At 64.5% G+C, this 22991-nt stretch carries 18 protein-coding genes and 1 tRNA gene; 4 read left to right on the plus strand and 15 right to left on the minus strand.

Annotation, left to right across the window (positions count from 1 at the left end; translation table 11 throughout):
- Positions 1-7: 7 nt before the first annotated feature.
- From JQ633_RS05365 to rpmH, 8 genes are all read right to left on the minus strand, one after another.
- Positions 8-697, minus strand: a complete 690-nt coding sequence (locus JQ633_RS05365) for a pyrimidine 5'-nucleotidase (RefSeq protein WP_211983204.1) — start codon at positions 695-697, stop codon at positions 8-10.
- Positions 698-708: 11 nt separating this feature from the next.
- Positions 709-1695, minus strand: a complete 987-nt coding sequence (locus JQ633_RS05370; RefSeq protein WP_211984117.1) for a DUF1036 domain-containing protein — start codon at positions 1693-1695, stop codon at positions 709-711.
- Positions 1696-1781: 86 nt separating this feature from the next.
- Positions 1782-2675, minus strand: coding sequence for an acetylglutamate kinase (gene argB / locus JQ633_RS05375; RefSeq protein ID WP_211983206.1), 894 nt, complete (start codon positions 2673-2675; stop codon positions 1782-1784).
- A 165-nt stretch (positions 2676-2840) separates the two neighbouring features.
- On the minus strand, positions 2841-3209 hold the full coding sequence (locus tag JQ633_RS05380) for a DUF423 domain-containing protein (protein ID WP_349631522.1): 369 nt from the start codon (positions 3207-3209) through the stop codon (positions 2841-2843).
- Entirely contained in the window at positions 3206-3859 is a 654-nt protein-coding gene (yihA, locus tag JQ633_RS05385; protein WP_211983208.1) for a ribosome biogenesis GTP-binding protein YihA/YsxC, read from the minus strand. The genes JQ633_RS05380 and yihA overlap by 4 nt, the downstream gene beginning before the upstream one ends.
- Positions 3860-3935: 76 nt before the next feature.
- Entirely contained in the window at positions 3936-5804 is a 1869-nt protein-coding gene (yidC, locus tag JQ633_RS05390) for a membrane protein insertase YidC (RefSeq protein WP_211983210.1), read from the minus strand.
- Positions 5805-5832: 28 nt separating this feature from the next.
- A complete protein-coding gene (gene rnpA / locus JQ633_RS05395; protein WP_211983212.1) occupies positions 5833-6186 on the minus strand; it encodes a ribonuclease P protein component in 354 nt (117 codons plus the stop codon).
- Positions 6187-6217: 31 nt separating this feature from the next.
- Complete coding sequence (rpmH, locus tag JQ633_RS05400; RefSeq protein ID WP_008542748.1) at positions 6218-6352, minus strand: 50S ribosomal protein L34; 135 nt, start codon at positions 6350-6352, stop codon at positions 6218-6220.
- Between the two features lie 399 nt (positions 6353-6751).
- Here rpmH and JQ633_RS05405 point away from each other — a divergent pair, with 399 nt between their 5' ends.
- From JQ633_RS05405 to JQ633_RS05415, 3 genes are all read left to right on the plus strand, one after another.
- Positions 6752-8197 (plus strand): sensor histidine kinase, encoded by a 1446-nt coding sequence (locus tag JQ633_RS05405; RefSeq protein ID WP_211983214.1) that lies wholly within the window; start codon positions 6752-6754, stop codon positions 8195-8197.
- A 225-nt stretch (positions 8198-8422) separates the two neighbouring features.
- Positions 8423-8499: transfer RNA gene (locus JQ633_RS05410), tRNA-Arg, on the plus strand.
- Positions 8500-8599: 100 nt separating this feature from the next.
- Positions 8600-9070, plus strand: a complete 471-nt coding sequence (locus JQ633_RS05415; protein ID WP_349631534.1) for a DUF6538 domain-containing protein — start codon at positions 8600-8602, stop codon at positions 9068-9070.
- 104 nt (positions 9071-9174) lie between these two features.
- Here JQ633_RS05415 and JQ633_RS05420 read toward each other — a convergent pair whose 3' ends face one another.
- The 5 genes from JQ633_RS05420 to JQ633_RS05440 form a co-directional block, all read right to left on the minus strand.
- Complete coding sequence (locus tag JQ633_RS05420) at positions 9175-9582, minus strand: WapI family immunity protein (protein WP_211983218.1); 408 nt, start codon at positions 9580-9582, stop codon at positions 9175-9177.
- A gap of 41 nt (positions 9583-9623) precedes the next feature.
- On the minus strand, positions 9624-9953 hold the full coding sequence (locus JQ633_RS05425) for a hypothetical protein (RefSeq protein ID WP_211983220.1): 330 nt from the start codon (positions 9951-9953) through the stop codon (positions 9624-9626).
- A gap of 68 nt (positions 9954-10021) precedes the next feature.
- Positions 10022-11926, minus strand: coding sequence for an FAD-binding monooxygenase (locus tag JQ633_RS05430; RefSeq protein ID WP_211983222.1), 1905 nt, complete (start codon positions 11924-11926; stop codon positions 10022-10024).
- A gap of 494 nt (positions 11927-12420) precedes the next feature.
- On the minus strand, positions 12421-12582 hold the full coding sequence (locus JQ633_RS35145) for a hypothetical protein (RefSeq protein WP_249158843.1): 162 nt from the start codon (positions 12580-12582) through the stop codon (positions 12421-12423).
- A gap of 61 nt (positions 12583-12643) precedes the next feature.
- On the minus strand, positions 12644-17467 hold the full coding sequence (locus tag JQ633_RS05440; RefSeq protein ID WP_211984121.1) for an NAD-glutamate dehydrogenase: 4824 nt from the start codon (positions 17465-17467) through the stop codon (positions 12644-12646).
- 465 nt (positions 17468-17932) lie between these two features.
- On the opposite strand from JQ633_RS05440, the gene JQ633_RS05445 reads away from it, so the two are divergent.
- A complete protein-coding gene (locus JQ633_RS05445; protein ID WP_211983224.1) occupies positions 17933-18619 on the plus strand; it encodes a hypothetical protein in 687 nt (228 codons plus the stop codon).
- A 252-nt stretch (positions 18620-18871) separates the two neighbouring features.
- Here the strand turns inward: JQ633_RS05445 and JQ633_RS05450 are convergent, their stop codons facing one another.
- On the minus strand, positions 18872-19402 hold the full coding sequence (locus tag JQ633_RS05450) for a dihydrofolate reductase family protein (RefSeq protein WP_211983226.1): 531 nt from the start codon (positions 19400-19402) through the stop codon (positions 18872-18874).
- Positions 19403-19485: 83 nt separating this feature from the next.
- The gene (locus JQ633_RS05455; RefSeq protein ID WP_211983228.1) at positions 19486-22980 is read right to left on the minus strand and encodes a DUF4132 domain-containing protein; all 3495 of its coding nucleotides are present in this window, start codon (positions 22978-22980) and stop codon (positions 19486-19488) included.
- Positions 22981-22991 lie beyond the last annotated feature (11 nt).

The following is a 22991-nucleotide window of genomic DNA, read 5'->3' on the forward strand; positions in this document are numbered from 1 at the left end:
GGAGAGATCAGGGCGCCAGCCGCTGCAAGAACCCGGTCAGATCATCCGTGACGTGGTCGACATGCGCGGCATCGCGGCCTTCGAGCTCCCAGGTCTCGCGCACCACCTCCTGGCTGCCGTCGGGCACGACCAGCACCGTGGTCATGCCGAGTTCGTGTGGCACCACGAGGTTGCGCGCGAGGTCCTCGAACATCGCCGACCGCGTCGGATCGACATCGTGCAGCCTGAGGAATTTCTGGTAGGTCTGCGGCGCCGGCTTCGGCTCGAGCTCGGCGGCGATGATGTCGAACACGCCGTCGAAATGATTGGTGATGCCGAGCCGGTCGAGCACCGCATCGACATGGTCGACCGAGCCATTGGTCAGGATCAGCTTGCGCCCGGGCAGTTGCTCGATCGCAGCCCCCATCGCCGGATTGGGCTGCAGCGGCGAGTGGTCGATCCTGTGCACATAGGCGAGGTAATCATCGGCGTTCACGCCGTGCTCGGTCATCATGCCGCGCATCGTGGTGCCGTAGCGCAGGTAATAGTCCTTCTGCAGCACCCGCGCTTCCTCGGGCGTGATCTTCAGCCAGTTGCTGACGAATTCGCCGATCCGGGCGTCGACCTGCTGCCACAGATTGACGTGATGCGGATACAGCGTGTTGTCGAGGTCGAACACCCAGGTGTCGACCTGGCTGAACGCGCGGGGAGTTTTCATCGTTCGCTCCATTACGGCAGCGCAAAGCGCAGCGTCTTGCCGCCGGTGGTCATGTCGACGGTGGTGAAGCCCGTTGCGGCGAGGCCGCGGCTGGCGCAATCGCCCTGCTCGTTGACCTCGAACTTGCTCTCGCGGGTGCAGAGCTGTACCGCGCCGCCCCAGTTCAGCGGCTTGTCCTTGATGCGGATGGTGCGGTTGTCGCTGTCGACGGCCTCGGCGAAGGAGTAGATCTGCTTCGGGGTGCCCGACACGTCGGGATGCAGGCACTTGCCGGGATCGATGCGATACCAGCCGCGGCTGGTCACGGCCTTGCCGTCATCGGTCGCAACCGCCGCCATCACCTTGTACGACGTGTCGTTGCACCAGGTCAGCCCCGATGCCGACGGCTTCTGCACGGCATCGACCATCGCGGTGAAGAAGTTCGGCGACTGCACGATATCGCTGTTGAGCCCGCGGCTCTTGAGGAACGCCGACAGCGCAGCCTGGGTCTTCGGGCCGTCGACGCCGTCGATCGGCGCCGCGTCGTAGCCCGCAATGACAAGCAGACGCTGGATGCCGGCGAGCCGCGCCTGCTCGTCGTCATATTCGCTGTCCTCGGCGAGGTACGCGACGAAATTGCCGTCGTCGGTGCGGGTCGGCGTGATCTGGGTGAATTGCGCCGGCGTTTGACCGGAGCGGCACTGGCGTGCGGCCGCGATCACGAAATTGTCCTGCGCGACGCAGAGCGTATCGGTGCCGCTCTGCGGGATCGGCGAGGCGCCGTAGACGCCGAGCGCGCGGGCATTGAGCAGCACGCGATCGGCGGTCAGCGCGCCCTGCACCACGACGCGGCAGGTCGCCGGATCGATCCGGAACCAGCCGCGCGTCGCGCTCGCCGCCTTGTCGTCGATGCCGATCGCGGCCTCGATCACATAGCTCATGCGGTTGCAGAGCTTGAGATCGGCGTGCGCCGGCGCCGCCGAGACCAGGAACGAGATCGCGGCGGCAGGCAGCGCCATCATCAGCCGCGCGGGCGGCGACCGGCGCGGCCGCCGGGCCGTGAGCCCTGCGACGACGGTCTGCACTCGCGCGGCCGCGGCTGCCATCACTTGTGGATCAGCGTGCCGGTGCCCTGGTTGGTGAAGAGCTCGAGCAGCACCGCATGCGGCGTCTTGCCGTCGATGATCACGACGCCCTGCACGCCCTGTTCGAGTGCGTAGATGCAGGTCTCGACCTTCGGGATCATGCCGCCCGAGATGGTGCCGTCGGCGATCAGCTTGCGGGCGTCCTTGATCGAGAGATCAGAGATCAGCTTCTTGGACTTGTCGAGCACGCCGGGCACGTCGGTCAGCAGCAACAGGCGCTTGGCCTTCAGCGCGCCGGCCACCGCGCCGGCGAAGGTGTCGGCGTTGACGTTCAGCGTCTGGCCGTCCTGCGAGGTCGCCAGCGGCGCCAGCACCGGGATCAGCTCGTAGCCGATCAGTTGGTTCAACAGCGTGAGGTCGACCTTCTCGGGGTCGCCGACGAAGCCGAGATCGACCGCCTTCTCGATGTTGGAATCCGGATCGACCATGGTGCGCGTCGTCTTCGACGCCTTTACCATGTTGCCGTCCTTGCCGGACAGGCCCACGGCCTTGCCGCCGGCCTCGTTGATGTAGCCGACCAGCGACTTGTTGACCGAGCCCGCCAGCACCATCTCGACGATCTCGATGGTCGCGGCATCGGTGATGCGCAGGCCCGCGGCGAATTCCGACTGAATGCCGAGGCGCTTCAGCATGGTCGCGATCTGCGGCCCGCCGCCATGCACCACCACCGGATTGATCGCGGTCTGCTCCAGCAGCACGATGTCGCGGGCGAACGCCTTCGCGGTGTCCTCCGCGCCCATGGCATGGCCGCCATATTTGATGACGATGGTCTCTTCGTCATACTCCTGCATGTGCGGCAGCGCTTCCGACAGGATGCGGGCCTGATCGAGCGGGCTGATGTGCTGGTCGGTCATGGGGCTGGTCTCGTCGTCAGCAGAGGGGTCGGCGCGGTTCTAGCTGATTGCCGGGCAGGGCGCAAAGCGGGGCGGGTATTCGCAGATTTCCGTAGCTCGGATGGAGCGAAGCGTAATCCGGGAATACAGACCCCGGATTGCGCTGCGCTCCATCCGGGCTACGGATCACCGCTTCGGCCACATCGCGGCGACGGCCAGCGCCACCCAGCTCAGGATCAGCAGCGTTCCGCCTGTTGGCGCGGCCATCGGAAACAAGCCGTGGCCGGCATATTGGCGCAGGGTCAGGTCGCCGGCGAACAATGACGCCGCGATGACGAAGCTGGCCGCCGCCACGATGCCGATTTTCGCGTGAACGATCGCGCGGTCCGCAACCGAAACGGTCGCGATCGCCGCGCAGGCATGAAACAGCAGCATCGAGGAGGCCGACGCCAGCCGCGAGGCGTCGGGCAGATGGGCCGCGGCGGCAGCCAGCATCACGCCGCAGGCGCCCATGATGGCGGCGAGGCCGATCAGCAGGCGAGACGGGCCGCTCACCGGCGCCGCTCCTCGATCAGGCGCACCATCGCGGCGCGCAGTTCGGGCATGCCGCCGCCGGTGCGGGACGAGGTCACCAGCAGCTCGGGGAATGCCGCGGGATGCTTTGCCAGCGCCGCCGTGGTGCCGGCGATCATGGCCGTCAATTCGCCGGCCTTGACCTGGTCGGCCTTGGTCAGCACGACCTGGTAGCTGACGGCTGACTTGTCGAGCGTCTTCAGCACATCGAGATCAACATCCTTGATGCCGTGGCGGGCATCGATCAGCACGTAGACCCGCGCCAGCGTCGCCCGCCCGAGCAGGAATTTGTGGATCAGCTCGGTCCATGACGCGACCTTGGACTTGGCCGCCGCCGCATAGCCGTAGCCGGGCATGTCGACGAGGCGGAAGGCTGCGTTCTCCGGTCCCTCGAAGAAGATCAGTTCCTGGGTGCGGCCCGGCGTGTGCGAGGTGCGTGCCAGGCTGTTGCGGCCGGTCAGTGCGTTGATCAGGCTCGACTTGCCGACATTGGATCGGCCGGCAAACGCGACCTCGAGCCCCGCCATCGGCGGCAGCGTCGCGATCGAGGGCGAGGCCCAGATGAAGCGCCAGTCGCCGGCGAACAGCTTTCGCCCCTGCTCAATCAGTGCTGCGTCCGGTTCGGTGCTCATGCGTAATGGTCTCGGATACGTTCATGCCCGGCACGGGGCCGGGCATGATGAAGTGCAGGCTGACGATGCGGAAGCGCTAGGTCGCCTCAGTCGTCACTTTTTTTTTGAACACGTTGCGGATGTTGTCGAACAGTTCCACCTTCACGCCGTTGAGGCGCATGATGTAGCTCTGCTGCGCGACAGACAGCGTGTTGTTCCAGGCCCAGTAGATCACGAGACCCGCCGGGAAGCCCGCCAGCATGAAGGTGAAGATCAGCGGCATCCAGTCGAAGATCATCTTCTGGGTCGGATCCGGCGGCGCCGGATTGAGCTTCATCTGCACCCACATCGTGACGCCCATGATCAGCGGCCAGACGCCGAGCCACAGATAGTGGCCGATGACCGGCAACTGCGTCGGATCGTAGTGCAGCAGGCCGAACAGCGTGAACAGATTGGTCGGATCGGGCGCCGAGAGGTCCTTGATCCAGCCGAAGAACGGCGCGTGCCGCATCTCGATGGTGACGAACAGCACCTTGTAGAGCGAGAAGAACACCGGGATCTGCAGCGCGACGGGAAGACAACCGGCGATCGGGTTGATCTTCTCCTTCTTGTAGATCTCCATCATCTCCTGCTGCTGCTTCACCCGATCGTCGGGATAGCGCTCCTTCAGCGCCTGCAGCTGCGGCTGCACCGACTTCATCTTCGCCATCGAAGCGTAGGACTTGTTGGCGAGCGGGAAGAACAGCAGCTTCACGATCACGGTCACGAGCAGGATCGAGACGCCGAAATTGCCGAACAGGCGGAAGAACCAGTCGAGCGCCAGGAACATCGGCTTGGTGATGAAGTAGAACCAGCCCCAGTCGATCAACAGGTCGAAATGGTTCAGCCCGAGCTGCTTGTTGTAGCCGCCGAAGCCGACCAGCGGGAAGTTGATGCCGACGACGCTGGCTTCCTTGGCGCCGGCGAACAGCCTCGCATTGGCGCTGATGGTGCCGCCGATCGGCAGCGTCTGCGCGTCCTGCAGATAATCGGTCTGGTAGTTGTGGCTGGTGCCGACAGCGTTCGACCGGTAGGTCACATGCAGCTTGGCCGAGGTGTCGGGCAGCAGCGCCGACGCCCAATACTTGTCGGTCATGCCCATCCAGCCGTTGGTGACGTCGAACGTCACCGACTTGGTCTCGTCGATCTTCTTGTAGGCGTATTCCTGCAGGCCCTGTTCGCCGAGATAGCCGATCAGGCCTTCATGCAGGATGTAGTAGCCGGAGACCTGCGGCGTGCCGTGGCGCGAGATCAGCGCGAACGGATAGAGCGTGACCGGCGCGCTGCCGAGATTGCTGACCTCGTCCTTGATCGTGAACAGGTAGCGGTCGTCGACCGCGATGGTGCGGCGGAAGGTGAGGCCTTCGCCATTGTCGTATTTCAGCGTGATCGGGGTCGTCGGCGTCAGGCTGCCGGAACCCTCCTGCTGCCACACCGTGTTCTGGTCGGGAATCTTCGTCGTCGTGCCGCTCGCGGGCACCCAGCCGAACTCGGCGTAATAGGGCGCGGCGGTCTGCGACGGCGCGAACAGCACGATCGGCGGCGAATTCGGGTCGACCGTCTCGCGATACTGCACCAGCGCGATGTCGTCGACGCGCGCGCCCTTCAGGGCGATGCTGCCGGCGAGACGCGGGGTCTCGATCTTGATGCGCGGGCCGGCTTCGAGCGCGGCTTCGCGGCTGACGACCGGTCCGGGACCTGCCGCCTGCGCCGGAGCGGGCGTGCCGCCGGCCGACGGGGTCGGCGCCGTCGAACCCTGGCCCGGCTGCGCCGGGGTCGGCTGCGGCGCGGACTTCTGCAGCTCGGCCTGCCGCTGCTGCTCGGCGCGCTGCTTCTCCATCTGCGGCATGTTGTAGAAATATTGCCAGGCGATCAGGACGAGGCCGGACAGGATGACGGCAATGATGGTGTTGCGGTTGTCGGACATCTCTTAAGGTCTCGTCATTCCGTTCGGATTACGCGCTCTGGTTACGCGCTTTTGGCGCAGGCCGGTCGAGCCGGCGCAGCGCCGACCGCAGGTCGTCAAGCATGGTCGCAAAATCGCGTGTCAGCGCATCACGGCGGCCGACTAGCACATAATCATGATGGGGTCGCATCGATACATCGTCGATACGCTTCACGACTTCGCGGAGCCGGCGGCGGATGCGGTTGCGCTCGGTCGCGGTTCCATTCTTCTTGGTGACGGTGAAGCCGATGCGGGCCGGGCCGTCATCGTCGCGGCGGCGGCCCTGCAGCACAAAGCCTGCGGTATTCGCCCGCGCGCCATTGGCAACGGCGAGGAAGTCCGCCCGCTGCCTTAGCCGATCCATAAAGAATCTCCTGAGGAGGAGACGTCCGGGCTCAGGCGCTCAGGCGCTTGCGGCCACGCGCACGGCGCGCGGCGAGGACCTTGCGGCCACCGGCCGTGGCGAGACGGGCGCGGAAGCCGTGACGGCGCTTGCGCACCAGTTTGCTGGGTTGATAAGTCCGCTTCACGGGTAAGTCTCCGCTGACCGGGCAATTTGCCGTTGAATTGAGATGAAGTCCGGTGATGCTGGCGGGCTCAAAGCAGGCCGTTTGCGGCCCCAAACGAGCCGCCCCCGGTCAAGAACCGGGCCATCGCGGACAGTTGGCGCGGCTTATAAGGGAGTGCCCAGTTTTCGTCAATCTCGGAGCGCGCCGCAAAGCGGCTTCTTTGAAACGTCGCAATTGGGGCGAATATATCTGTTTTCGCGGGGTTTTTGCCGGTGAGGGAGCGCGTAACGGCGCCGGGGAACCCGGCCGACATTAGCGATCCGTAATTTGACCGGCTTGGGGGCCGGACGGCATCTTCCAGCCCCGGAGCCAAACAAGGCCTTGTCTGTGGCTGATACTGACGATCAGGCTGCACCGCAGATGCCTCGGCCCAAGCCGTCTGTCCGGCTGGGGCTGTCGGGCAAGCTTCTGCTGCTGACCATTCCCCTGGCGATGATCGCCGGGATGCTGATCTATGTGCCTGCGATCGCCAACTTCCGCGTCAACCGCCTCAACGACCGGCTCGCCGCCGCCAACACCGCGGCGCTGGTGCTGGACGCGGCGCCCTCCGGCATGGTGCCGGATTCGCTGGCACGGCAGATCCTGTCCAGCATCGGGGCGCGCGCGGTCGCCATCAAGCTGGGGCAGCAGCGCCGCCTGCTCGCCAGCGCCGATCTGCCGGCCGCGATCGACCATGACATCGACATGCGGACCATGACGATATGGTCGGCGATCGTCGATTCCTTCGAGATGATGCTGGAGCACGGCGACCAGACCATCCGCGTGGTCGGAGCCGCGCCGGGCCAGGCCCAGTTCATCGAGGTCGTGATCGATGAGAAGCCGCTGCGCCAGGCGATGTACCGCTTCTCGCGCAACGTCCTCGTCGTGGCACTTCTGATCGCCGGCCTGACCTCGGGCCTGGTCTACCTCGCGCTGCATTATCTGTTCGTCCGGCCGATGCGACGGCTGACGGCGAACCTGATCGGTTTCCACGAGAATCCGGAGAGTTCGGCGCGGATCATCGTGCCGAGCCAGCGCGGCGACGAGATCGGCGTCGCCGAGCGCGAGCTATCGGACATGCAGCGCGACCTCGTCTCGATGCTGCATCAGAAGAGCCGGCTCGCGGCGCTGGGCCTTGCCGTCTCCAAGATCAACCACGATCTGCGCAACCTCTTGGCGTCCTCGCAACTGCTGTCGGACCAGCTCGCCAGCGTGCCCGATCCGCGGGTGCAGCGCTTTGCGCCGAAGCTGCTGCGCTCGCTCGAACGCGCCATCGCGTTCTGCCAGTCGACCTTGTCCTATGGCCGCGCCCAGGAGGCGGCGCCCGACCGCCGCATGATCCTGGTCGAGCCGGCGGTCTCCGAGGTGCGCGAATCCGCCGGGCTGGCGACCGACGCTTCGATCACCTGGATCAGCGCGATCGAGCGCGGCCTCACCATCGATGCCGATCCGGACCAACTGTTCCGCGTGATGCTCAATCTGGTGCGCAACGCGGCGCAGGCGCTGGAGAGCCGCACCGGCGGCGATGGCGGCGCGCAGCAGATCCGCATCACCGGCCGCCGCGAGGGGACGGTCGCGATCATCGAGGTCTCCGACACCGGCCCCGGCGTGCCGGCCAAGGCGCGCGAGCACCTGTTCGAGGCGTTCCAGACCTCGGGCCGTCCCGGCGGCAGCGGCTTGGGCCTTGCGATCGCCGCCGAACTGATCCGCGCCCATGGCGGCAACATCCACCTGGTCGAGGGCACCATCGGCGCCACCTTCCGGATCTCGATCCCGGACCGCCCGGTGGAACTGCTGTCGATCCGCAGCGAGCGGGCGAGGGCGTAGACCCCGGTCTTGTTTTCGGTGAGCACAGAAACTCGAGATTCCGGGTTCATCGCTGGCGCGATGCCCCGGAATGACGAAAAAACGAGGCTCTCCCCGCCAAATCGCCGTTCCAAACATGCCAGCCAGACACTTGCCAACGGGACCGGGACGCTGTAGCTAGAGCGCTCTTTCGCGATGGTTCGGGCCTCCCGGATCCCCGCGGGCTTTGAGCCCTGCCGCGAAAATGCGCCCGTAGCTCAGCTGGATAGAGCACCAGACTACGAATCTGGGGGTCGGACGTTCGAATCGTTCCGGGCGCGCCACGCACCTGAGTTCCTATTGAAAATCAATAACTAACGCAGATACAAGCGTTTAGCTGCCGTGTGGTGGTCACAGGCGGTGGTGCTAATCGTGCGTGTATTGATGGGCGTGATCAAAGACAGACACGGGACGTATTGTGTTCGGAAGACGGTGCCAGAGAAGCCCAAGGGACTGCAGGCGGCAGTCGCGCGCGAACTGGACAACGGCAAATCGGCGCAGAAACACTTGAAGCGCTCGCTTGGCACCAAGAGCCTCCGCGAGGCCAACATACGTGCCAAGCCGGTGCTGGTAGAGTTCGACAGGATCATTGCCCGGGCAAAGGCCCGCCTCGCCGAATCCACAGCTCCGCTGATCAAGCGCACCAGCCTGAATGACACCGAAATCAAACGCATGGCCGAGTGGGTGTACGCCAAGGCGCTGGCTTGGGATGAGCGCATACGGTTTGGCGGGCGCGACGAGCAGGCGCGGATTAGAGCCGAGGTCAAGGCTGAGCGTCCATGGCAAATGGCGCGCCCGGAACGAGGCGACCAACACCCAGCCTTCACATTGAAAAATCAGCGCAAATCAGCGTAGCTGCTTGCTTGCTCGTACCACCTTTTGTGACCACCGGCAACGGCGCAACGAAGCCAAACGGTAGTGCCTCGCTGGTTCATCCAGCTTTGCCGCGCGGTGCCAACTCATGGCGCAATCTCCACCCGATAGGGCGGCGGAAACTCGGCATCGATCTGCTGGATAACGGCTGGTAGATATGACTGGTCTATGCCAAACGAAAACTTAAGTCGTATCGGCGCCACGTGGTCGGCAACTATCTGGACGTGGACGCCAATGCCGCCCCTCCCATTTCCGACCAGAACTACTTCAAGCCCTTCATAGCTGCTGAGTTTGGCTTCACCCTTCAGGGTTTTATGAAGCGCGATGAGCTGGGTGCGGAAGGGCTCGACACCGACAGTCTCGTCCAACACAGCGCCTTGGAATGGACCTGCCCGAGCATCGATGATGGTGGGATAGCCCAGTTCATTTGCAGGGCCGCTCTTCGTTAGACGAACCCAACAACGGCCGTCGCCGATCAATACGCCTTCGCCCACGTCTGCCAACCCCCTGGCGTGCCAATCCAATCGCAAGAGCCCTACGATGGGCTGCAAGTACCTATCTCTATGTAAAGGTCGTCTGGCTTCGACGGATCGCCCGCGCGCCCAGAAGCAAGAAGCCTCGCGAACTGCTCGGGCGCTTCTCGTCGAAACTGCTCCCAGAACCCTTGGGTGATGTAGCCGTTGCTAACTACGACCTCAAATCGGCGAGTATCCTTGTCAAAGTGCGCGTCGTGGATGATCGGTTGGCACCTGAAATCTTGGGATAATCCTGCGCCTTCCTTAACTTCAACGCATGCGGTCAATGGCATCGGGTCATCTTTGCCGTGCTCATTGTTGTTTTCGTTGCGCTTTTCTTGCTGCGCCACCGCTTACCTTGATTGCACGGCGGTCTTTGGGCCGTCGGTTTGCGTCGCGTTTGCTGTCTTCTTTCAGCCTACAGCATGAGGCCGTCGAAGAACGCCGCGAGCGCGGCGTAAGCGTCGAGCGGCAGCACATGGGCGACATATTGATCGGGCCGCACCACGACCATGCATCCCGCCTCGCGGTCGATGCCGCGCGTGGCGAAGATGTCGTGGCCGCTCTTCAGGTCGGGGCAGAACATCTTTTCATAGTCGCGCAGGGCGTAACGTCCCTTACGCGGCAGCAGCACGGCGGGCATTGCGTCAAGCGCGAGCTCGCGATGGGGCTGCTGGAGGATGGCGCGGACATCGATCACCGCATCGATGTCGGCTCCATGTGGCGTGTAGCGCCGCACCGGCGATTGCGGGCCCTCGGCGAGGAAGTCGCATAAGCGGCGGACGCCGGAGTCGGCGGCGGTCGGATCGCCGCTGCCGGCGAAAGCGTAGATGCGCCAGCGGCCGTCGGCTTCGGCAACATGACCGAGGTGAATCGGCTTGGCATCGGCAAGACGAATGACTGGCGCCGAGTGGAAGCGCTTGCCGATCACGAAGCCTTTGGCCAGATGCTGGTAGCGCGCTTCGCCCGTGAGAGCCGACTGACGGTATTGCGCCGCCGTGCCCGCCGTGTAGCGTCCGTGCTGGACGAAATAGTGCTGGGTCCTGGCGGGATCGGCACCTTCGGCAGAGCCCAATATTGCCGCCCACTCGCGGTCGAAGTCGATCAACTCCTTCGCAACCGCCTGGCGTTCTGCGGAGTAAGTATGCAGCAAATGCGGCGCGCAGCGCTTGTGCAGGACTGCAGCCAGCTTCCAGCCGAGATTGAAGGCGTCCTGCATGGACACGTTCATGCCCTGGCCCGCCTTCGGGCTGTGGGTGTGGCAGGCATCGCCGGTAATGAAGACGCGCGGCAAGCGGCTTGCCACCTGATCCTCCGGCACGTCGTCGAACTTGTCGGCCAGACGCTGGCCGATCTCGTAGACCGACCACCACGGGATCTCTTTCACCTCCAATGTGTAGGGCGCGAGAATCCGCTGCGCCTTCGCAATCACCTCGTCGGAGGTGATGTTGCGGTTCGCGACACGCTCGCCGACCTCGAGCTTGGCAAGCTCGACATAGAGCCGCACCATGTAGCCGCCTTCACGGGGAATGATGAGAACGCTGCCTTCTCCGGCCGACTGGATCAGCGACTTGAAGCGGATGTCGGGAAAGTCGGTGACCGCAAGCACGTCCATGACGCCCCAGGCGTGGTTGGCGGAATCGCCGTGCAGCTCGCGGCCGATTGCCTTGCGCACGGTCGAGTGCGCGCCGTCACAGCCAACGACATGACGCGCCTTGACGGTTTCGACCTGCCCCTGATGCTCGGGATCGATCCGTTCAAGCCTTGCCGTTACCGCATGATCTTCGAAGCGCGCGGCTGGATCGATCTGAAGGTCGAGCAGGCGGCGCGAATAATGCGGCTCGAGCTTGGCGGGCGAGTGACGCATGACATCAAGGAAGCAGTCGTGCACGCGGGCCTGATTCAGGATCACATGCGGAAACTCGGACAGTCCGTCCTCGACATCCTGCACCCAGCCGCTGCGGACGATATTGTGCTTGTTGCGGTCGTCGGGCTTCCAGAAGCTCGTCTCGTTGACCCAGTATGCCTCCTTCAGCACGCGCTCGCTGAAGCCATAGGCGTGGAACATCTCCATGGTGCGGCAGGCGACGCCGTCGGCCTGGCCGACCAGGAGCCGGCCGGGCTTCTGCTCGACGATGCAGGTCGTGATGTCGCCGAACGCGGCGAGTTGTGCCGCGAGTGTCAGGCCTGCCGGACCGCACCCGACGATAAGGACGTCGACCTCCCGCGGCAGGGGCTCGGAGGTAGAGGGAGCCGGATGACGCTCCGCGGGATCGGAGATGGTAGGATCGCCCGGCACAAAGCCATTCTGGTGAAACTGCATCGATGCTCCCTCCGTCATCTGGTCGCAGTTTAACAGTATACTTATCATCAGTATGCTGTCAATTAGGAGCCAAGCCGACGCTGCGCCATCATCAGGCCATCTTCGTCGACGGCAAGGCAATCATGTTCAAGGGGAACACTGATCGGATCGTTGCGCAGAGGCCCGCACCTAAGGCCGCTGCCGGAAGCGGCGTCGACAGCAATGAGCCGAGCACGGAGCCCTGGACGCCGCATCCCAATATCAGTTTCCCAATCGCCAATCCCTGACATGCTGCTCGTTAGGTCGTTGTAGCGATCAGGCCAGATCAGAACCGCGGCTCTTGCTGCGCGTCCCGTACCTCACGGGATCCTTGCCGCAACGTTGGCCGGTTTTTCCTGAGCCAGGCGAGGGCCTCGGGTCCGTCGACGACGCACTCAAAGGTGTCCCAGGTCGGGTCCTCCAGCGATTCCCCTTGCAGTCGCTTCGCTGCATATTCGACGAGGTCGTGCAGGCCTTCATCCGCGTCGGCGCTCGAGCGAATCTGCAATCGCCGGACTGGCCCAACCTCGTTGGGCCAGATCGACGATGCTCGGCGCGTCGGCCTCGTTGAACCACGGCGTCGCATCGAACTCGATGCAGCGGACATTGTCGGCGGTATGGCAAGTGGCATGGATCATTGGATTCCTCCGTTCGCCGGCTACGCCCCCACTTGCATTGCACGTCCTACATCGCGGTCTCTCAGGCCTTGACCAGGTCCCCCAGCAGGTTTGCCGCCACCGTCAGCTTGGCGAGGGTCAGGCCACTGGCGGCGATCTCCTCGACCGAGCGGCGGATGCGCGCCGCTTCGGGGTGGGCCGCGAGCCAGGTCTCGACGGCCTGCTGGCCGGACTGGCCGGTCGCCAGCATATCCGCAGCCAGTCTCCTTTCAGCGCCGGCGATCTGCTCGACGGCGCGATCGATCGCCATGCGTTCGAAATAATCGTTCGCCGGCACATTGCGTGCGGCGGCGATGATGCGGTCGAGACGGAAATTCGCCTCGGCGGCGTAGAAGGTCGCGGCGGCATCGCCGATGGGGCGCGTGGTGCGCTCGGCAACCGTCACGATGTCGGGCGCCGAGACCAGGGCGTCGAGATCGGCGAGCTCGCCGGCGAGGCCGGCCGGGACGCCGGCGTCGGCGAGTTCCTGCCGCCGCTTGACGCGCGCGGCCTGCAGGTCCGGCGGTAGCGCAGTGTCGAGCCCGGCGACGATCTGGCGGATGGCCGGGCCGAAGCGCGCGACGACGGTCTCCAGTCCATCCTTGAAATCGACATTGCGCACGTACCAGACCATGCGGGAGAGCAGCAGGTCCTGAACCGAAGCGTAGAGGGACAGCTGCAGCTGCCCGTCGATGCAGGCGTCGAGTGCATCGATCGCGTCATTGAGCCATCTCAGCCCGTAGCATTCATCGACCGCCACATAGGCCATGACGATGGTCGCGACATCGGCGTCGGTCTCGTCGATCAGGCGCACCACACAGGCCGGGCCGCCGCGATTGATCACCGCATTGGCGAGACTGGTCGCGATGATCTCCCGCCGCAGGCGATGCATTTCGGCCGCGGTCGGGAATTTGTCCTCAACCTCGCGCGGAAAATACTGGGAGAGCTCGCGGGCAAGATAGGGATCGTCTGGCACGCCGGTCTCGAGCAGGTCGTCGTAGAGGGTCAGCTTGGCGTAGGCGAGCAACACGGCAAGCTCGGGCCGCGTCAGGAACTGGCCGCGCCGTGTGCGCTCCGTAAGCGCGGCGTCGTCGGGCAGGAACTCGACCGCGCGGCTGAGCAGGCCGCGAAGTTCGAGCGACTGCATCAGGCGGGTGAGGAAGCCGGTCTCGGCCACACCCTTGCGCTCGGCCAGCGAGAGCGCCAGCGTCTGCAGGTAGTTGTTGCGCAGCACCAGCGTGCCGACCTCCTCGGTCATCGCGGCAAGCAGGCTGTTGCGGTCAGCCGGACTGAGGCGTCCCTCGCGCTCGGGGCGCGCCAGCGCGACCTTGATATTGACCTCGACGTCGGACGTGTTCACGCCGGCCGAATTGTCGATGGCGTCGGTGTTGAGCCTGACGCTCTTCTGCGCCGCTTCAATGCGGCCGCGCTGGGTCACGCCGAGGTTGGCGCCCTCGCCGATCACCCGGGCGCGCACGTCGCCACCGGTGATGCGGATCGGATCGTTGGCGCGGTCCCCGGCCTGATCGTCGCTTTCCGCGGAGGAGCGGATGTAGGTGCCGATGCCGCCGAACCACAACAGGTCCGCGCGAGCCTTCAGGATCGCCGTCATCACCTCGAAAGGCGTAGCCTGCGGCTTGTCGAGATCGAGCAGCGCGCGTACTTCCGGCGCGAGCGGGATCGCCTTGAGCGAACGCGAGAACACGCCGCCGCCCTGCGAGATCAGCGATTTGTTGTAGTCCTGCCAGCTCGATCGCGGCAGATCGAACAGCCGCTTGCGCTCGGCGAAGCTGGTCGATGGATCGGGCGAGGGATCGATGAAGATGTCGCGATGATCGAAAGCCGCCACGAGCCTTGTCGCCGGCGAGAGCAGCATGCCATTGCCGAACACGTCGCCCGACATGTCGCCGACGCCGACCGCGGTAAACGGCATGGTCTGAATGTCGGTACCGAGCTCGCGGAAGTGGCGCTTGACCGCCTCCCAGGCGCCGCGCGCCGTGATCCCCATCTTCTTGTGGTCGTAGCCCTGGCTGCCACCGGACGCAAAGGCATCGCCGAGCCAGTGGTTCTTCTCGGCCGAGATCGCGTTGGCGACGTCGGAGAAGGTGGCGGTGCCCTTGTCGGCGGCAACGACGAGGTAGGGGTCATCGCCGTCATAACGCACGGTGGATTCGGGCGGCACGACGATGTCGCCGTCGAGATTGTCGGTGAGTTCGAGCAGCGAGCGAACGAAGATGCGATAGGCTTCGGTGCCCTCCGCGAGCCAGGCGTCGCGATTGGAAGGTGGCGGCAGGCGCTTGGGCACGAAGCCGCCCTTGGCGCCGACCGGCACGATCACGGCGTTCTTGACCTGCTGCGCTTTCACGAGGCCAAGGATCTCGGTGCGGAAATCCTGCGGCCGGTCGGACCAGCGCAAGCCGCCGCGCGCAACCTTGCCGAAGCGCAGGTGAATGCCTTCGACACGGGGGGAATAGACGAAGATCTCGTAGAGCGGCCGTGGCGCGGGCAAGTCGTCGATCCGGCGCGCCTCGAACTTGAAGGAGATCACCGGGCGCGGATGTCCGTCCTCGCCGGTCTGCCACAGATTGGTGCGAACGGTCGCCTGCACCAGATTGGCGAAACGGCGCAGGATGCGGTCTTCATCGAGCGAGGCGACGGATTTGAGCTGCTCCTCGAACTCGGCGAGCAACGCCGTCTCGCGTGCCGAGCGCTCGGCATCCGTCAAGACGAGGCGCGGATCGAGGCGGGTCTGGAATAGCGCGACCAGGGTGGCCGTGATCGCGGCGTTCTTGCGCAGGGTCTCCCACATGTAGTCCTGGGTGAACGGAGCGCGGATCTGGTGCAGATAGCGCGACAACGCCCGGATGGTCGAGACTTCCCGCCAGCTCAGCGCGGTGCGCAGGATCAGGCCGTTATATCCGTCGGATTCGGCGCGATCGGTGACCACAGCCATGATCGAGGCTTCCAGGCGATGGCTGAATTCCGGGTTGATCTCGATCGGCTGGCCGTCGCTGGTCTCGATCGTCATGTCGTGCAGCCACACCGGCTCCGGTCGGTTGCCGGGCGTGATCTTGTAGGTGCGTTCATCGACCACGCGCAGGCCGTGATTTTCGATCACCGGCACGCGATAGGACAACGACAGCGGTACGGCGTCCGAGAACACCTTGAGGCCGAAATGTCTCGGATCGTCGCCAGCGACGCGGTAGACCGAGATCGTCACCGGACGAGCCGACGTCAGCTTTTCGACGGTCGTGATGTCGGTGATCGCCTGCTCCGCGCCGAACACCTCGGTGTAGCCGCCGCTAAAGGCCTGGCCGTATCGGCTGGCAAGCATGCGCGCCCGCATGCCGTCGGTCGACGCAGCGAGTGCGGCCTTCAGCTTGTCAGCCCAGGTTGCGGCAATGGCGCTGATCCCGGCTTCAAGCGCGGTGTGCTCGACGACGGGCGTCTTGCCTTCATAGCGCCCGATGATGAAGTGGACGCGCGCCAGCGCTCCTTCGGGGAATGATACGTAGGAGGCGGACAGCCTGCCCTTGTAGGCCTGCGCCAAAAAGCTTCCGACCCGCGTGCGGACGTCGGTGTCGTATTTGTCGCGTGGAATGAAGGTGAGGATGGAGACGAAGCGATCGAACTTGTCGACCCGCGCCAGCGCCCGGACGCGCGGGCGCTCGTAGAGGATCAGGATCTCGATGACGAAATTGTAGAGCGTGTCGACGTCGATCTGGAACAGCTCGTCACGCGGATAATCTTCCAGAATGTGCATCAGCGCCTTGCCGGAATGGCCGTTCGGGTCGAAGCCCGCGCGCTGCAGCACCCGCGAAACCTTGTGGCGCACATAAGGGATCTGCCTGACCGATCGGGTGTAGGCGCCCGAGGTGAACAGGCCGACGACGCGCAGTTCGCCCTCGAGCCGGCCGTCGGGCGAATAGAGCTTGATGCCCACATAGTCCATCCGGATGCGGCGATGGACGCGGCTGGAGACATTGGCCTTGATGACGATGAGCAGCGTCGGCTCGTGCATGAACTCGCGGATTTCCGGCGTCATCACCACCATGTCGTTGCCGCGGCGCAGCACCTTCACGTCCGGATCGCGCAGGATGCCGAGGCCTTCGCCGGTCGTGATGTCGTCCGACGCCTCGCCGTCGGGCGAGAAGCGATACTCGCGCACGCCGAGGAAGGTGAAATTGTCCGCGCAGAGCCATTGCAGGAATTGATTGGCTTCGGCGACCTCGTCGATCGGCAGCGGCGGCGGATTTGAAGAGAACGTCTTGATCGCTTCCTCGACGCGGTCCCGCATGGCGCGCCAGTCCGCGACGCAGGCGCGCACATTGCTCAACGTTATGGTCAGGCCGTCGATCAGCTTCTGGCGATCGGCATCGGCGTCCAGGCGGGTGATGTGGAAGTGAATCAGGCTTTCCCGCGCGCCCTTGGCTCCCTCCGGCAGTGCTTCCCCGTAGAACCGCAGCAGCTTGCCCTCGTCATCGCGCTCCACGGCGATGATCGGGTGCGCGACGAGGCTGACTTCGATGCCCTGCTCGGCGAGCTCCGCGATGGTGGAATCGAACAGGAAGGGCATATTGTCGTTGAGGATTTCGAGCACGGAAATCTCGCGCCCGTTCGGCAATGTCGGGTTGACGACGCGGATATCGGCGCTGCCGGCCGTGCGCCGCTGGACGTGCTCCCAGGCCTGCTCCGCCAGGAGCGCGAGCGAGGCGGCATCGTAATTGGCGAGATCCTCGATGTTGGTGTAGCCGAACAGGGGCTCGGCAAAGGCACGGGGGCTCTTGCCCGCTGGTACGCTGCCCGCGGCATCGCGGATGAGGGTTGCCCGGGCCTTGTCATCGCGCCACGCCATAATGTCCTCCATTTTGCCGTGCCGTCCGATCGCAGCCGCGATCATCAGCTTGTTCTGGAGTGCATCCCTTCGAGCGCCGCGATCGATTGATCGGCGGTATCGAAGCTTCGACGGCTTTCGACGACAATACACGATCCCGCAGCGAAAGGTGCACGCTGTCGTAAGGCGTGCCGAACTTCCGGACGACTACGGGTGAGGCCGAAGTCGGCGCCCACGGCGGTCGACCAATACGGTGAGAAAATCGCGTGTAATTTCAATTATGTATGAGTTTCGTGGATTTGTCCTGAATGGCGCGCCATTCCGCAAGGATTGTCGTGGACGGAAGAAACCTCCGCCGCTTCACCTCGCAGGCTGAACCGAGTCCAACTCGGCTTTCGTTAGCGAACCTTAGCGCAGTCGATAAGAATTTCGGTGGTGCCGGTAGGCGGGCCGAAAGGACCGTGCCGTATCAATCAGCCGTCAAATGCCGAGTTCACGATGCGCAAGGAACGCCAGAAGCCGCTCAAGGTTCGTCCGAGCCTAATCTACAGGATGCAACTGGCGGCATCCTCTGGCCGGAAGGTCGATGGGATTTGGATCGGATCCTACTTTGCGCCGGAGCACTTGTCGCGCGTTGAACATGCGCTTCTCCTAGTAAAGCAGCATAGTCCCTTGCACTACTCACGCATTACTAGGGATCTTGAGCGCATTTGGATCTACCTGCTGCCGGACGGGCTTGCCGAATACAAGCGTGCACTGAAAGCCTGTGTGCTCGACGAGCGATTTGTCGCCAATTCGGCAACGAGTGTAGAGCGCATCGCTTCGGCTATCGTACACGAAGCCACGCACGCAAGACTGGAGCGATACGGGATCGGATATGATGAAGAGCAGCGCGCGAGGATCGAAGCAATCTGCTTTCGTCGAGAACGCGCCTTTGCTGTTCGATTGCCGGACGGCACCGGACTACAGCAAGACATTGCAGGATATTTGCATTCGTATCCGGCCAATACAGACTACTTTAGCGATGCTCACGCCAGCGAGCGCTATGCTAATGGTGAAATCGAGGTGCTTCGCCATATCGGGGCGCCGGACTGGCTTATCCGGATGATGCCCGCGCTCAAATCAATCATCGGCGGGGCAAAGAGGCTGTTCCACATCGCCTCGCGTCCGGGTTCTAGCAGCTAGCACGAGATCGTCGCCGACTATCCAGTCGGAGATCGACTGCGGCGCATTGCGCTACAGGCACGGTAAAGCGCGCTGGCCTGAGCGACACCGAAATCAAGCGCTGCCGAGTACGTCTGCGAGCGCAGCTCTGATGGCGCCATGGGCAGACGTTGGTAGCTGGGCGGCGGTCGCCTCGTTCCGGGCGCGCCAATCCGCCGAATCCATCATTGCCGCGATGCGCAATGCCGGGCCGTGCCGGGCACGCGCCAGGATTCACGCGGGAGCGTAGGTCAGTCTGACCGTGTCCTCGCCGACGCGCTCGTTGGCGATCAGGCGCAGCGGTGGGCGGGGGCCGGTGAAGAATGGTCTGCCGTGACCGAGCACGACGGGGCGGACGTAGAGCTGATACTCGTCGATTAGGCTAGGGTCGGCGAGGCTTCCTGCAAGGACAGGTCCGCCAATGTCGATCCTCCCGACGTGCTCGGCCTTCAGCCGGCGTATCGTCGCCTCGACGTTGTCAGCGACGAGCGTGGCGTTGGGGCCGACCGACTTCAGGGATCGTGAGACGATCCATTTCGGCTGGTTGCGCCAGGCCACCGCGAACTCGCGCAGCTCCGGCGTCCACTCGGGATGGTTATCATCCCAATAGCGCATCAGCTCGTACAGGCCGCGGCCGTACACGCTGCCGGTCAGGCCGCGCACCTGCTCGATGAAGTGACGGAACAGCGCGGGGCCCGGCGCAAATCTGTCATGGTCGACATAGCCGTCGAGCGACACGTTCATTCCGAACACGATCTTCGCCATCTTGCACAAATCTCCATCCCGGGCCTATCAGGATAGCTTGAGGGGCCGCTCCGTGTAAGTGGAGGCTGTTACCATGCGCCATTTCACCGCTGGAACTGGCTCAGGATGCTGCGGTCGGTGATCTCATCGTCGGCAGCGAGCATCGCCGCCTTCGAAAGGATGATCGACAGCATGTTGTCGCCCTCGAACGGCAGGCGCACTTTGACCTCGCCCGCGGACGCCGGGACGATGCACAGATACTGATCGGTGGGCTCGATCAGGATGTTGCCGGAGCCGAGGTGGATCTTGTATGCGCGCAGCTTGCCCTCGACGCGCAGATATTTGTCGTCGATGATGCGCGAGACCTTGCCGATGGCGAGACGAGGCAGCAGCGCGCGCAGCAGCGCGAGGCGCGTTTCGGCCATCATGCCGAGATCGCCGAACGCCTGTGACCGCCAGTAATTGGCGCCGACCGTGCGGCGCCACTGGTTGGGATGTTCGGCGGCCTCGCCGCCGTCGGTCCAGTTGGGATCGTTCGCCACGGAAGCGACGCCGACGAACAGGTCGCAATGGCGCATCACCTCGGACAGCACCAGCGGCGGGACATCCGCGATGCTGACGGCTTCTCCCCGTCGCGGGCCGCGCGCCGCCGCGGTGACCTTCTCGGCCGGATCCGCGATCCGGTAGAAGCCGACCCGGTCGGTGGTCAGATAGAGATAGGCCTGCGCATCATTGACCTCGGGATCGTCGCCGCCGGCGCCCTCGGTCCAGAGCTCGGCGATCAGGCCGTGCCGCGGCAGCACGATGTGGGTCGGCTCGTCGTTGGGCCGATCGGCCCAGATCCGGTGCGTCACCATCCAGCCGTTGAGGCGCGCCAACGCCATGAACTGGTGCTGCTTGACGATGTGCCCGGCAAACCGGTTGGAATAGGCGCTGGTGCGCCGTTCGGCGTCGGTTAAGAGATAGACTTCGCGGTGCGCCTGCTTGAACGGCTGCGTGATCTCCATCGCGTCGAGCCTTGCGCGCCAGGCCATCACTTCCTCGACCGTGCAGCCGATCGGATGCCACAGCGTAATGTCGGCACCGTCGATCGAGACCGGCTTGCCTCGGACGTCGGTCATGCCGTTACCGGTCCACACGCCGGCGACGCGGTCGTCTGCGTGGTGCACGTTCCAGATCAGCCGGCGACTGAGCGCGCCGACCAGCGGATGCTCCGCGTAGCGCTGCCGCCAGGTTTCGGCCGTCCAGCGCCGGTCTTCGAGCCACGAACGTTGCAGGCGTTGCGGCTGCACCGAGAGATCGGCCTCGATCTCCTTGGCGAGCGCCTTGACCGACTTGATGGCGTCCTTGTGCTCCTTGAGCGCGGCCGGAACCGATCTGGACACTTTCCCGTTGGCGGCGCGCCACGTCACCTCGACCGAAGCGGTGCCCGCGATCGAAAGCAACGCCGCGCCGTCGCCGACCGCGATCTCGGCAGTGCCGCGCGCGTCGAGGTCATGAGTCGGGATCGACAATTCGTCGAGCTCGCCGCGGCTGATGCCGGCGGCGGCCGTCGCCTCGTTCAGCGCCGCCTCGATCCGCTTCTTCACCTTCGGATATTTCACGCGCGACAGCAGGCGGGCGAGATAGCGCACGCCGCCGCCGTCAGGCAGATGGATCAGGGCCCACAGACAGGCGTTGCCGAGGCGCTCGTTGCGCATGCCCCAGCTGGGAATGGTATCGAAGCAATGCTGCTGCGCGTGGCGGGTCAGGATCGGCCCAACGACATCCGCCGCCCAATCGGCCGAGAGATAGATGATCGCGCGCGCGAGCAGATCGGTCGGCGATCCCAGCTCCGGTGTCAGCAGGTCGAGGACCGTGGTCAGAAACGCGACGCGCTGATCCGCACTCAGGCTCGCCATCGACTGGCGCGCGGCCTTGAGCCATTTTTCCGACGGCGCACTCTTGCCCTCGAGCTCATAGGTGTGGAGATGCAGCTCCTTCCACGCCGCGTGAAACTCCGCGGGGACCTCTGCCGCCTTCCGCATCCGGTCCAGGAGTGCCGGCCGGAACAGCCGCGAATAGGTCGCCCAGTGGCGTATCGCCCACTGCTCGTCGAACTGTTCCTGTGTCGTCTCTTCGGTGACCTTGTATGGCGTCGCCGGGCGCTCGGGTCCCCTCAGGTAGTTCTCGACGAAAGCGATATCCTGCCGGGTACATTTGCGCAGCTCGGTGAGCTCGCCATAGTAGGCCGTCAGCGCTTTCTCGAACGCAACGGAGTTGGCCCACCCGTTCAGGACCGGGCGCGGCGGCAACGGCTCCTCGGCTGCAGGCTTGCCGCTTGCCGCGGCGCCGGTGTCGGCGAGCGCGGTCTTGAGGCGGTGCACGGCCTGGACGCCATAGGACTTTTCCTTGGCGGAAGCCCAGCTCCAGTCCTTCTTTTCGAGCCACGCCAGATATGCGCCGGCGGCTGCGATGGTTTGCGGAGCTGCTTCGGCTTTCATCGTTGCGATCGCGGTGTTGACGATCCGAAGGTCCTCCAGGATCTTCACGACGGGCATCGCGGTGAGCAAGGCGGCCGCCGCGGCGTCGCCGGCGACAAGCTTGGCCTTGAGAAGCTGGCGCAGCAAATTCCCAAACGGACCGGAGCCGTAATAGGTCACGCTGCCGATCGATGCGTAGTTTGAATACTCCGCAAAGGATGGAAAGTCGGCAATCTGCTTTGCCTCCAGCGCCTCCTTGCGGCGGTTCGCTTCGGCCATCATGCCGAGCGCGTCTGCCTTTGCCGATGCGGTCAACGCCAGGACCTCCGCCGGGAACGAGTTCCGCAGCTCCTCTGTCTTGCTATCCGGGGATCTCTGGCAAAGCGCCTCGAGCCAGGCCTTGATCGGTGGGCTTGCCCCCTCGCAGACATAGGCGACGGCGAGACGCGCCGTCTCCGTGGCCCGCTCTCTGCGCTGAAACAGCACGCTGTCGGAAAACGCACGCCCGAGCCGTTGGTACAACGGCTCCACGGCGCGGATCGCATCTGCATAGCGATGCGGATCCCAGGCCAGCCCATCAATCAGGTCGGCGACGTCGGCGAGCGCCTGCCGCTGCGCGTCGCTCATCGGCTCGGGCGTGCAGCCGGCGAGGATGTCGGCGACATACAGCGGATGAACCCTGCCGGCTTTCTCCAAAGGCATCAGCGCGCTGATGCGTGCCGCGCGCGCCAGTGCCGCGGCCGTCCGGTCGTCGAGCGGCGGCTTTGTGTCCGCGATCGAAGCCACGGCATTTTCAACGAGGCCGGCCCAGCAGCGGGCCTTGCCGGTTTCAATCGTCTCGGGCCATGTCAGGTGAATATAGGTGACGAGCGCCGCAGTCTGCGCCGCGCGGCCGAGCAGCAACAGCCTGTCGGTCTCGGGCAGTGCGCCGGCGATCTGCCATGCCCGAAGATAGTCGACGATGAAGGGCACCCTTTCGCCATCGAGGCACTCTCCCGCAAACTCGTCGAGCGCCGCAACACCCGACCGGCGCATGTCGGCGAGCAGCGCGGCCATGTCGATGTGCGCGCGATCAACGTGCGGCGACCAATCCTCCAGCGTACGCACCCTGGTGGTCGACATATCGAGCATCGTCATCTGCGATGATC

This window comes from Bradyrhizobium tropiciagri (genome assembly GCF_018130505.1).
GTDB classification, from domain to species: domain Bacteria; phylum Pseudomonadota; class Alphaproteobacteria; order Rhizobiales; family Xanthobacteraceae; genus Bradyrhizobium; species Bradyrhizobium tropiciagri_B.